This window comes from Bradyrhizobium acaciae, assembly GCF_020889785.1.
GTDB classification, from domain to species: Bacteria; Pseudomonadota; Alphaproteobacteria; order Rhizobiales; family Xanthobacteraceae; genus Bradyrhizobium; species Bradyrhizobium acaciae.
Window position 1 is genome coordinate 38,165 of sequence record NZ_JACMYK010000013.1, and the last position, 12,314, is coordinate 50,478.

The 12,314-nt window shown below is 58.6% G+C and carries 9 protein-coding genes; 4 read left to right on the top strand and 5 right to left on the bottom strand.

The window, feature by feature from the left end; all coding sequences use genetic code 11:
- Positions 1-18: 18 nt before the first annotated feature.
- From H8A92_RS08665 to H8A92_RS08680, 4 genes are all read right to left on the bottom strand, one after another.
- The gene (locus tag H8A92_RS08665; protein WP_229195420.1) at positions 19-2,340 is read right to left on the bottom strand and encodes a hypothetical protein; all 2,322 of its coding nucleotides are present in this window, start codon (positions 2,338-2,340) and stop codon (positions 19-21) included.
- A 27-nt stretch (positions 2,341-2,367) separates the two neighbouring features.
- Positions 2,368-4,827, bottom strand: coding sequence for a hypothetical protein (locus H8A92_RS08670; protein WP_229195421.1), 2,460 nt, complete (start codon positions 4,825-4,827; stop codon positions 2,368-2,370).
- Positions 4,828-4,946: 119 nt separating this feature from the next.
- Positions 4,947-5,750, bottom strand: a complete 804-nt coding sequence (locus tag H8A92_RS08675; RefSeq protein WP_229195422.1) for a hypothetical protein — start codon at positions 5,748-5,750, stop codon at positions 4,947-4,949.
- 43 nt (positions 5,751-5,793) lie between these two features.
- Positions 5,794-6,912 (bottom strand): hypothetical protein, encoded by a 1,119-nt coding sequence (locus tag H8A92_RS08680; RefSeq protein ID WP_229195423.1) that lies wholly within the window; start codon positions 6,910-6,912, stop codon positions 5,794-5,796.
- Positions 6,913-7,398: 486 nt separating this feature from the next.
- Here H8A92_RS08680 and H8A92_RS08685 point away from each other — a divergent pair, with 486 nt between their 5' ends.
- Together H8A92_RS08685 and H8A92_RS08690 are read left to right on the top strand one after the other, a co-directional pair.
- Positions 7,399-9,396: a toxin-antitoxin system YwqK family antitoxin gene (locus tag H8A92_RS08685; protein WP_229195424.1), complete on the top strand. Its 1,998-nt coding sequence runs from the start codon at positions 7,399-7,401 to the stop codon at positions 9,394-9,396.
- Between the two features lie 148 nt (positions 9,397-9,544).
- The gene (locus H8A92_RS08690) at positions 9,545-10,753 is read left to right on the top strand and encodes a hypothetical protein (protein ID WP_229195425.1); all 1,209 of its coding nucleotides are present in this window, start codon (positions 9,545-9,547) and stop codon (positions 10,751-10,753) included.
- On the opposite strand, the gene H8A92_RS08695 is transcribed toward H8A92_RS08690, so the two are convergent.
- On the bottom strand, positions 10,750-11,115 hold the full coding sequence (locus tag H8A92_RS08695) for a hypothetical protein (RefSeq protein ID WP_229195426.1): 366 nt from the start codon (positions 11,113-11,115) through the stop codon (positions 10,750-10,752). The genes H8A92_RS08690 and H8A92_RS08695 overlap by 4 nt on opposite strands.
- A 172-nt stretch (positions 11,116-11,287) precedes the next feature.
- On the opposite strand from H8A92_RS08695, the gene H8A92_RS08700 reads away from it, so the two are divergent.
- On the top strand, positions 11,288-11,980 hold the full coding sequence (locus H8A92_RS08700) for a tyrosine-type recombinase/integrase (RefSeq protein WP_229195427.1): 693 nt from the start codon (positions 11,288-11,290) through the stop codon (positions 11,978-11,980).
- Positions 11,964-12,197: a helix-turn-helix domain-containing protein gene (locus H8A92_RS08705; RefSeq protein ID WP_229195428.1), complete on the top strand. Its 234-nt coding sequence runs from the start codon at positions 11,964-11,966 to the stop codon at positions 12,195-12,197. Before H8A92_RS08700 ends, H8A92_RS08705 begins: the two co-directional genes overlap by 17 nt.
- Positions 12,198-12,314 lie beyond the last annotated feature (117 nt).

The following is a 12,314-nucleotide window of genomic DNA, read 5'->3' on the forward strand; positions in this document are numbered from 1 at the left end:
GGGTTGCACTTCCAGATCCTATGACAGGCCGAGATACCGAAGCAGCCGAGGTCCATAGTTATTGACTGCGTTACCGGCGCGCCGTGCACAGGCGATTGCTTGCGGCAGGTCCTTGTCCGTTCCGATTCCCCACGCCTTCACATAGGCGAGGTCGGCATTCAGCATGCGGCTAACGGGCCCATGCAAATCCGCCTGATGTGCAATCTGCACACCATACGTCAACAGCTTCGCACCAGCCGCAATGGAAGCCGCATCGCGCGGCGGCGCGTTGAGCAGAAGGTAAGATGCTTCCTTGCAAAACAGGCACAGCGCCTTCGGAGACGACGAGGTCGCGAGGCGGCTCACATTGTTCGGCAGCAATGCAAGTTGGTCCGGCGTAAGCAAGGCGTGCAAATCCCCGGCGATAGCTTCGAGGGAGACCGACGCTCCCGGCGCGAGGGGCACCGCGTGGCCCGTTCTCGCTGGAACATCGGCTGGCGGTGGCGCCGGGGCGTGCGGAGGCTCGACGATCGGCGTTCCCGTGGCGGGATCGCTGTTCGGCGGCGGTGAGGCCGGCGAGCCAGTGGAAGTATGGCCCCACCAGCTTTGCAGATACTCGTGCGCGAACTGCATCGCGCTTGCGCCGAGCGCACCGCCGAGGGCACCCATAAGCGCGCCCTCGATAAGCGCTTTTCGTTTCCACCCCTCTTCTTGTTTCTTGGCACCGCCAAAGGCCGCCGTCACCGCTAAGCGCGACGCCGCACCTGCCGCAGCGCCTGCAATCATTGCCGTGCCAATGACGGTGACGATGCCGGGCGTCGTGGCGACAAACGCCGCCATGGCAAATTGAGCACCGAGACGGACGGCCGCGCCGGTAGCCGCGCCTAAGATCATCGTCGGCAGCTTATCCTTGGCCCAAGCGAAGATGGTCTTGGCGTATTTCCACTGCTCGCGCACGGTTGGCTGCGTTACCGGAGCCGGCCGTGCTTGCGTGGTATCCGTGCGCGGCATCGCAGCCGGAGCCGGCGGCGATGAAGCGATAGGTCGTGCTTGGGCGCCACCATTTGGCGGCGCGAATAGAGGCGAGCTTGCTGAAGGGGGTTGCGCTGGCGCTGCCGGTGGCGCGGCTATCGGGGGAGCGGCGCGCTGACGTTCTTTCACCTCAAGCGGAACTACGGCTTCATTGTCTGCGACCACAGGCGGAGTGACAACAGGCCCGGGCTGCTCGTCAGCAACCTCATGTGTGACCGGCGGTTTCGCGGCAGCGATCTTGGCTACGACCGCATCTTCAGTATCGCCGGGCTCATAGCCGATCTCGGTGACACCGTTGCTTATTAGCGCATCAAGATCACGCAGGGCGTTACGCGCGCGCTTTAGTTTTTCAGTATGCGGGTTGGCCCCGTCTGCGCCGTTCTGATCCTGGAATTCCCGTGCGGCGCTGAGGTACCCTTGCCATTGCTCCCGTATGAAAGCCTTGGCCTTCTCGATATTCGTTACCTGTGCCTCAACCTCACCGGGCTTCGATAGCGTCCGCTGGAATGCAAGACGAAATCCCATGCGGTCACCGGCGAAAGCGACACCCGGCATAAGTTGCGCACGTATTTCGGCAATCCGCTTCACAGCCTCTTCATAGGCTTCGGGGCGCGCTTTCGCGAAAACGATTTTCTTCACGCCGTGCTTCTTGAGCATGCTCAGCGCGGAATGGAGCAACATGCAGGCGTGATTTGATTCCGTCTCCCACCGATGGGCGTTTTCTTCGCCGCGAAGGGCGTGCTCGCCAGCCCGCTCCATATGGAGGGTCATCCGGCGGCCATAGAATTCGTGAAGCTCTTCCGTAAAGTAGGGCTTGATGTCGAAGTCCCCCGCTGTGGCCTCGGCTCGCTCCTGGGCGGCGCGGATATCCTTCTCGAATTCGCGCGCAAGGGCGAAGTAAGGCGGCTCCTGACCGGGCGCGAGTGTTTCCCGGATCACCATATTCTGGCGTTGCAGGGCGTCGACCCATCCGGCTGCGGACAGCAGAGGCTCCATCATCTCTTTCAGGAAGGCGTCGCCATGATGGAAAGGATAGAGGAAGGCTCGTTTTAACGGTGCGGACATCAGGATGTATCCGGCGTCGGTCGTGAGCTCGACGAAACCGGCGTTGGGCAAGAGTCCCTTCGTGCTCACGAGGCCGCGCGCATCTGTCTCTTTAAGAACCGCCTTCCGGTAATCGATTTCGCGCACGCGATTGAGAAAGGAATCGGCATAACCGCCCGACAACTTCGCGAGCTTGGCAAACCCGGGGAGGAGATCGACAAGGTCGCTCCAAAGCGCGCCCTTGCTGCCATTCTCGGTCTTCTTGTCATTTGCTGATTCAGTCATGGCCGTCTCTTTTCACAATCATTTTGGTTATGGAGTGTTTTGCTGAAATCGAATTCGTTTGGGTTTTCCGGCAGGCGCGGCAGGAGGCGTACGCTCAGCTGGGAGCGTCTCCAGGTCGCGAGCACGGAGGAAACCGGAGTAGCGCCCGGTCCGGGGGTCGATCGCCGATGCCCAGCGTTCTCCGATCGCATCGAGATAGTGCTCGCCAATGAGCAGCGGCGTTCCACCCGCAATTCGGGACACGAGCTGAGCATTTCCGCGCGGGCTCTGGTATGCCGGCGCTTCGCCCCGCGTCATCATCCATACCCGGCCTAATGAATCAGCCTGCCGGCCGAGTAACGGAAACGCGGTGAGTTTCTGGAGATCAATTGGCGCGACCGCGCTGTGATCGGTCGGGAGGATCACCTGCGCGTAAGACGTTCCCTGTGCCGTGCTGATCCGCCTGACCAGGACGGCATCACCCGGCTCAAAGTTCGTGGAGCGAGCCGCTTCCCCATCCTGCCCAGCGATACGGATGCTTTCTCGGGCATAGAGAACCTGTTGCTTTGCCTGTTCCAGCACAGGTTCCGGTAGCCGCACTGCCGACAAGGAGGCCGCTTCAGCGTAGCCGAGAACTTTGCGGCTCCCGAATTCGCGCGCCTCAATCCAGACATTGCCCCGCTCATCGACGGCGGTACCCGGTCCGGTCAGGACTCCCATCCCCTCGTCTACCCGAATTGCCGAGGACGTGGCGCCAACGCGAGGCTCTGTCTGGAGGTTGAAGGATCGCTTCGCATAGCGGATCGCCTCGCCCATCCGTGCCGACGTGTCTTTCGGTGGCGGCCTTGGAAACGTTTGGGGCGTCCACGACGCCGATTGGGTTAAGCTCTCCGCGGCCTTCTTGTACCAGGCCGACCATGGCACCACGCTCACCAAGCCGACCGTCGAGGCACCCACGATGCCCAATGCGGCTATATAACGCCGTGTGCGCCGCGATGGCAGGCGCTGCGCCAATCCATCTAAAATGCCTTCGACCAAACCGCTCAACTGATCGCGTGACGGCAACCGTTGAGCAAGCTTGGCCGCTTTGACGTTGACCACGCGGCGCACTTTGGAACCATAAAGTGCAAGCCGGCTCAATTCGCTCTGGTTAAGAAGGAACTGTGCGCGTTTGCTTGCCTTTGCATTCAGCCCGTCTATGAGCTCTCTGGAATCGTGAAGAGCATTCCCGAATGTGATTCTCGGCGGGATGACGTAAAGGCCTGATACGTCTGCGACGGACACGAGCGCAAGCGACCGTTCACCCTTTAGATAAGCGCGAAGCGATTTCCTGTCTTCAGGGCGGAGTGTCCCACCTTCCAGCTTCTTCACCCACGCGCGCAACTCATGAGTCTGCGCAGCAACATAGAGAAGTGCCTTGTCGCCGTCGGGCACGAGCGCCGCAATGACGAGATCCGCAGAGTTCTCCAGAGCGTTATCAACGATATGTTGCGCGGTTTCGTAATTGATCCCGCCTTGCCACAGCATCGACGGCGGAGCCGGTCTCGGTTGCGGTATAGGTTTCGGCGGCGGAGCCGGCTTTGGCCGGCTCGGAGGTGGAGGTGATGGCGGCACGGGCACGGGCGATGCTATGCCGCGCTTCAGTCGCTCAGCGCCTAGTTTTCTTTCAAGAAACGTCTTCTGCCGCACCAAGGCGGCAACGGCGGGCTTCAGATCCTCCACCGAGGATAGCAACTCGCGCTCGCGTTCCGCTAGAGCGCGCATCTCCTTCGTCAGGGCCGCTGTCTCCCGGTTCAGGATTTCGAGCTGGTTCAGGAGATTGTTGGTTTTTCGCTCTAGCTTAGCTTGGGAGTCGACCGCGTCGTCCTCGCGTGGATAGAAGACGTCCTGCAACACGAGTTTTTGCGACGCGAGATGCGCTAAAAGCGCCTCGAATGCTTTTGCCGCCGCAGGCTCTTCCTTATGATCTACCTGCTTGAACAACGTGACAGTGCGCGCGAACGCCGGTGACGCCTTCCCCGGCCTGAACGAGCGCTCATCCTCTTCGCCGAGCGGCTCGATGGTAGCCGCTGCCAACGCTCTTCGAGACGCAAGGGTTTTCAGCACCAACGGCGGCGGTTCGATTCCAAGATATCCGAACAGCTCGGTTTCCAGAGCATGCTCGGCCGCGCGGAGCTCATTGTGTTCCTTGGTCAGGCGCTCCTCTTGCGCCGAAAGAGCTTCGATCGACGAAGCAATCGCAGCCGTCTCAGAGACAAGCAGGGATTTGCTCTCTTGCTGAGCGGCGATGAAGGCGGGTGCCTCGCGATAAATACTTAAGAGATCGGGATCACTTAAAGGAATAAAGAGGCGACTGAAGCTGCTGCCGTTGTCCAGGACGACCTTGCGTGCCTTCTTGAAGAAGGCGGCGCTTTCCGCGCGCGAGCGATCCCCGGCCGCGCTAAGGAACAGCGTTTGAGCGCGATCGCGCCAGTCTTTAAGGTTGCGGGTGTGGCTTTGGTCGTTCATTGGTATCGCGGTCGTCGAAGGTAGCTCGGACAATCTCTCCTGGTTCTATGCGCGGCGGCGCCTCTCTCAATTCGGTGCGAAAGCGGAGCGGCGCACGAAAGTGCACCGCCCCGGCGGCATTATTTCTTGTCGTGCGATAGCAAAAGATATTTCTTTCGTTGTTCGAGAAAGGCGCGACCTTCTGCCGTGGTGACGCTGCCGGCAATGCGATCGACCGCCTTGATGTTGCCGCTCGAAGCCACCGCGGCAACCCTCAGGTAGTCGATCAGCTTGGCAATGCTCTTTGATTCCAGCGGAAGGTACACGCCTTCTGCGGCCTCGGCGGTTTCCCGGAAGATACGGAACGTATCCGGATGACGCCCATCGGAGCGGTTGCCATCGTCCATGATGTAGAGTTGGATGCGGTTCTCGTTCAGCTCGGACCCAAGAGCGCGCAACTGCGCACCATCTTCCTCGCATGAGTCGCCGATCAGAATGAGCCCATGCACCTTCCGCTGCGTGTTCTCACGCACGGCGTGCTTGAACACCTGCCCGATCTGGGTGTGGCCCGCTACGCAGTTTATGTTTTCCATGGTGTCGCTGAGGGCCTCGGCATCGCTGTGCCAATCCCCGGCGGCGACATCGCCAAGCTGGGTAAGGCCGGAATAGCTAACCAGCTGCGTCCGTACCTTCAGGCCCGAGGTTCCTACGGCGCTAAACATGGTCGACTGGATAAGCTTGCTCTCTTCCCAAAATCGCTCCCGGCTCGCCGTCGCATCAAGCGCGAAAATGAGATTGACATGCGTGCTCGCCAGTTCTTCGCTTTCGCGCCGCGTGGTTTCACGCTCCTGCTCGATGGTATTCCGGGTCTCTTCGATGGAAGTCCGGGTCGTAAGCGCGGTGGATTTTGCTCTTTCAAATAATGTAAGTGATCTCGATGTCATGATGTTCTCCCCTATTTTCTGTTTGTTATTGTGATTGAAAAGCCTACGGATGATCGGGCTGCGCTCGCGCGTAGCCGCGAAGCGGCGGCGGGGCGCGTTGCGGCGAATAGACGAAGTGCTCGATGCCGCTGTGAACGTGCTGGAGAATGCGGTCGCTCGGGCGCTCGTCGAGGCCAATGTGAACGACCGTCGCGAGATCCAGGAAATAGCGATGCGCGTCCTCTTTCGAGGTGATCACGGGGATCTCACCCGCATAGATGTTTTTCGGGACCGCGACTTTTCTGCCGGCAAGATAGGCAACTTCCTGCCACCAGGACGACAAGGTCTCCGCGGCATAGGTGCTCACGCGCTTGCCCGAGCCGCGACGCCATTTGTCCGATATCCGCAGGGCGCTCGCGTCCTTGCCGTCAAAGGCGTTCGTCAGCGTCAGCGCGACATCGCCGAACAACTCCAGCATCGTAAGGTGCGTTCTGAAGTGCGGTCCGAGCGCGACGACATCGTCCGATAAGCGATCGAAGCGCAGGACTCCCGCGGGAGTCAGGTATCTGCGCCGTGCGGCGGCAACGCCTTCCTTCGATTCAAAAAAGCGGGCCATGGGCGATGGCGTATATACCGAGAAGGCTTCGAACGGCATCTCGTCCGGGAATTTCTGGTGCGCCCGCAAGGTCGGAAACGTCCAGTTATCGACGAAGCGGCCGCCGACCGTCGCATAGAGCGCGGCTCCGCCTGCGATGGCGCACTGCTCGAGATAAAACGTCTTCTGGTTTGCCGGGATACCGACGCTTCTCCAGCCGTCGAGACCGGCTACGATGTGCGCGATTTCATGGGTCAGGGTGTGACCCAATACATTGTACTCGTGATTGTCGGAATGAAGTGCGCCGTTCCAAGGTGGATTTCCGTCACGGTAGAGGATATGTGCGGAGCCAAAAAGGCCTGGCCTGTGATACACGACCGCACTTGAAGGCGTGGTGCCGGCGTGCATCTTCTCCACGGTCTCGGCAAAGTCACGGTTCAGGCTCCAGCCCGTGGCCCGCGCAGCCGTGTGCGAGGTCATTGTGATCTTTGTTTGCAGGAGGGCTTCCGCCTGCGTCAGGAGATCGTGTGCCGTGCGCGGAAAGCGCGCTGCATCTGGCACGGTTTTAATGGCGTCAAAGAATTTCATATCAAAAATGAGTACACGTTATGAGTGCACTCATTCGTGCATATCCATTGATCTTCACTCAACAGAAATCGCTGTCTAAAAAATTCAGGGGCTAATGTCGCAATCGAACATTCAAATTGGCTAAAAAGAACAATTGAGCCTTGAAAACGAAGATTTTCAGCGGTGGCGGTGAAAGCCTCACCGAGAATTACTTTCAGCTTGTTGGCCGGAAACGAGAACCATTCCCCATCAAAGTAGAGAGCGCTTTCGCGACGCCAGAGCGGATACCCGACTTACGTCCAGATGCCTCTTACACTTTCGATAGAAATCAAGGCTCTAGCGCCAAATTAAGCCTTCCTAAGCGTGCGGCCGCGTAGACTCTCAGCTTTGCCGCGACTGCGGCGAGATCCCTGAATTTCGACGCTGGAGTTCGCTATTCTTTTCGACGATTTGAACCCACCTCTCGCTTCTGCTCCCGGCACAGCCGGTTCGACCGATGCTGCCGCGATGGTGCGTTATCTCGCAGGGCTAAAAAATGTGTCGCTCAATCCCAAACAGGCAGACGTTGCCACGGACTGGGCGAACAAGTGTTTAGCAGGAATGGGGCCGATCGTCGGTCACGAGGACGAGCTGAGAGTCAGTCCGCTGATAACCCGCTTCATCGACATTATCCTCAACATGATGGCTGCGATGCAGGTCATGCAGCTCGTCGAAGAGCTCGTTGAAGGCAAGGTGTCGCCCGATCCCAGAGTAACCCTGGAGCGCGGCCAAGCCGAAGTAGATCGCTTCACTGGCGGAGCGGCGCTCTACAGGTGGCCCGATATAGAGGAGATGTTCACTCGCCATTATGGCGACCTGCCTTGGGCGCCGATCGTTGCCACCGATGAAAGTGGCACGACCACCACCTACTACATGCGCAACTGGAAACTGCACCGTGATCCCGCCGAGGGGCGAGCACTTCACCGCAAGAACCGGCACGGGGAGCTATCGGAGTATTGGGTCGACGGCGTTCGCCATCGACCGCACGCGCAAGGCCCCGCGCTGATCAACGAGAACTTTGAAGGCGATAATGTACGATCCCTTCAGTTCTTCGAGAACGGTATCGTGCACCGTCCGTCGAGCGAAGGACCCGCGATCCTTTGCACGTGCAAAGAAACGACCCTCTTAGAGGTGTATATAGAGAACGACCGTGCACATCGTGATCCGCGGCAGGGACCTGCCATTCTTGAACGCGTGTTTGGGATGCAGAATTATACGACGATCGAATACCGCGAGAACGGGACGCTGAATCGCCCATCCGAGGATGGACCGGCGCTCCAGTGGATCGACGAGCGCGGCAAAGTGATCCGTGAAGTCTTCGAAGAACGGGGTATCCGCCATCGCAATCCCATGGAAGGGCCCGCTTTTTGGGCACTCGAAAACGGCCACGAAGAATTCGAGTATATGGTGCAAGACAAGCTTCACCGGGACGAAGCCGAAGGACCGGCCAAATTCACGCGTGATGCCGCAACGGGCATCGTCGTGCGGGAAGAGTACCGTCGCAACGGCGTTTTACATCGCTCGAACGGCCCCGCATCGATGGCGCGGGACACAGCGGGCCGAGTGACCCTCGAAGGCTGGTTACGGGATGGCCTGATGCACCGCGACGAGCAGGACGGCCCGGCGCTGGTCGAACGGGACAGCGAAACGGGCGTATTCGTTCTCGAATTCTATTACCAACATGGCGAGTTGCATCGTCGAAAGGGTCCCTCACGGATTGAACGTGACAGGACAACGGGCATAGTTTCCATGGAAGAATATCACCTGGAAGGACGCCTGCATCGGGAGGAGGATCAAGGCCCCGCTTATTTCTTGCGAGATACGGAAGCAGGCGTTGTTTTGTTGGAGTGCTACTATCGGGACGGCGAGATGCACCGCCTGTCCGGACCGGCAAGCATTTCGCGCGGCGCAACCGGGCAGATCATTGGTGAATGTTGGTATCTAAACGGTAGGTCGCACCGCGAGGACGGGCCCTGCGACATCTATCGTGATAACGACGGAAATATCGTGAATGAAAGCTATTACGTCGAGGGCCGGCCGCATCGCCTCGACGGTCCAGCGATCCTGGGGCACAACAAAGCGGGCCGGATCACGGAAGCGTGCTGGTACGTCGATGGGAAACTCCACCGTGATCCCAAGGATGGCCCCGCGGAGTTTCGCTTGAAACCAACGGAGCACAACACATACCGCAAGACGACCGATGAGCATGGCGAGACACGGGACGAACTGGTGGAGCGCCAGCTCGAGTGGACCGAGGCGTCCCAAACCGAGTTCTACTTAAACGGCGAACGTCATCGCGAACCGGCGGACGGGCCTGCCGTGATCGAGCAGGATGCCGCAGGAGACATCCTTCGGGAAGAATATTGGGTCGGTGGCAAACAGGTGGCGGCACCACCGCGCCTTACGAAGCCACCCCGCCTTTCCTCGCAAAAGACCAGGAAACGAGGAAAGAAGCCGAGCCAGTAGCGTTGTATTTCAACGGCCTAGATGATTAAGAAGCGCTAACACCCAATTAAGGGAAATTAAGCCCGTTCATCGGATAATTGGATCGGCTGCACGCGCGGTTTATTTGGCGCGTTATTTTCGACAGATCTATTTTTGAAGTGATTTCGCTGTGAGTACAGCAACCGACCAGTCCGGCGACACCTTTCTCGCACGCCGCTTCAACTTTCTTGGGTTTCCAGGTGAGAGAGACAAGACGCGCGGCGCGATGCCGTATACGTCTTACGCTGACCTACGTGCCGAGTTGGGTGACGATAACGCGGCTGCTCTCGTGAGCAAGGTTGGTGTGCTCGTTCAAAAGCGTGGGCTTGAAGCGCTTGGCGTGCCTTTACCTCACGCGGTCGATCGGATCGTGCAATCGCTCACCGCTGACGAACGCCGTACCATGGCTGAAGGTGGCACTGTGCCACGCGTGGAATCCCTCATCAGCGCGGAAGTTAGCCAGGCCGAGGCCCAACAGAAGCTCGCTCGCGCGAACGCCGATGACATCAAAGCCGCGGCTATTGGCCAATATGCCGCGCTTGGGCTTCTCGGTGGGCGTAAAGGTGACATCGCAGGCAAGGCGGACAATGGTAACGCGGGTAACGGCAGGGAACTCTCTTCCTACGAGCGGCAACAGGCTGAACAGGTTAGCAAGGCGCTCGCCGTGGCGGAGAAATACGGCCTCGGCTGGGTTGCCAACAATCCTGAGCTTCTGCGCCTTGGTCCGTCGGCGATTAAGGCCTTGGCGGATGTTCATCTTGAAAATGAAAGCTACGAGCGCTTCAAACGCGGCGGCTTGAGCGACAAGGGTATCGTTGGCGGTGCCCGCTATTTCAGGCGGACTGGTGGCGACTTCAACGAATACAGCAAGTCGTACGAAGAAACGAAGAAGAGCCTTCCGGCCGCAGATCAGGACGCTCACGCTCGCGCAGTCGATGGCTACTTCAAGGCGGTTGGTGGCGAAAAACCACCGACGCCCGTCGAAGAAGAAGCGGCGAAGAAGGAGTTCAACAAAAAGATGGATGAAATCGGGGAAAGAAACCCCGCAGCGCGGAAGCATATCGAGCATGAAAAGGAGCAGCTCAGAACGCAGAAGAAGGAGGAGAAAGCAGTAAAGGCAAAGGCGAGCGCGGATACGAGCGCTAATGACGACTTGTTGGCATCGATCAATTCGTCAAGCCCTGCGCCCGCCAATAAAGTATCAGATGCAAAGCCAGCTTCGGCCACTCATACTGCTGCAGCGGAAGCGCCAGCGACGGGCAAGAAAGATGACGCGGCAAAGCCCAAGCCGCAGCAAACCGCCAGCGTGGCAGCGAAACCAAAGGGTATGTCAGTTTAGTTCAATGACGCAGATGTGCGCGGCAGTTTAGCTGCGACGTCGCAGGCATTCTCGCGGGTGATCGTGCCAAGTCTCGCAAACTCAGCCGGCTGTGATTTCTTGAAGTCGGCAATCTGTACGAGACATTTCTTCAGGGCAGCCTCAACCTGAATTTGCGCCCTCGCATCTTCCGTACGTTTAACTGATTCACAAATGGCTTTCTTACCGATGTCCGAAATCGTCGAACAGTCCGGCGTGGTGTTACTCACGACATTGATCTGCTGGGCGGCGGCGGGGAAAGCCGAGACCGCTGCGAGCGTCACGAGGCCTGCGCCGAAAGCGGCAGTACGAAATTTAGTTTTGATCGACGGGCGAAAGAGCATGAGCAAGTCCGTGTATAATGTAGCACAGACGTGGGCTAAGTGCTTATAGTTACTTTACTTTCATCACTACACTACTGCGCATATTGTTGCTTTGACCTATAACTACTTGTAGCCTTTACCTTATATTTCTACGGCACCGCTCTTAACCAAGCGGAGCAGGGGAGCGAGTTATTTGAATCAATTGGCAAAATCCGCTTGCAACAATATGCGCAGGACTGTTGCGGCTCAGGGCCACAGCGGCGGCGGGTACAGTTTCAGCCTGTATGGCCCCGAGGGCGGGCGGAAATATCTCAACCGCGAGGAGCGGCGTCGCTGCCTCTCCGCCATGGCGACACTTGAAACGGACGATCGGCTTCTCGCAATGACTCTCGCATGCACAGGTATGCGCATCAGCGAAGCCCTCAGTATCGTCCCTCTCTGTTTTCAGATCGAGGCTTGCATCGTCGCTGTTCTGTCTTTGAAACGCCGTTCTGTCGTCTGGCGCGAGATCCCTATTCCGCCCTGGCTCATGGCCGAGCTTGATTCGCATTTTGGCATCGCGGAGGCGCAGCGTGATCCGGTACGTTCCCGACAACGCATATGGCCGCAACACCGTGTTACGGGCTGGCGCACGATCAAGCAGGTAATGATGTTTTCTCAAATCGCAGGACGCGCTGCATGCCCGCGCGGCCTTCGCCATTCTTTCGGCGTCGGCACGCTTCAAGCCGGAGTACCGCTGAACAGAGTTCAAAGCTGGCTTGGTCACTCACGGATCAGCACGACGGCCATCTACACTGCCGCATGCGGCCCGGAGGATATCGAGTTCATGGCTCAGTTTTGGCGCGATTCCGATTTGGATCGGAGGCCAGATGAAAAGACGGGCTAACGAAATCGACGGGATCATCGGCGAGAACCTGCGCTTCTACCGCGTCATGCGCAAAATGACCCAAGAAAAGCTTGGGCGGGCTGTCGGGCTCAGCTTCCAGCAGATTCAGAAATACGAGAAAGCTCTGAGCCGCATTGCCGTTAGCACTTTGCTCGATATCTCCAAGGCGCTTAACATACCAATGGTATTGTTTTGGACGGACCGACGAGGCCGCTAGCGGCGAAAGAGCTAGGGATAGTAAGTCGTCCGGCCGGGCGCTACCCGAGCGACCTTCAAAAAGCGAAGCGCTTCGGTCTTGTTGAGGTGAACCGCACATGCGTGCGGATTCCCCGGC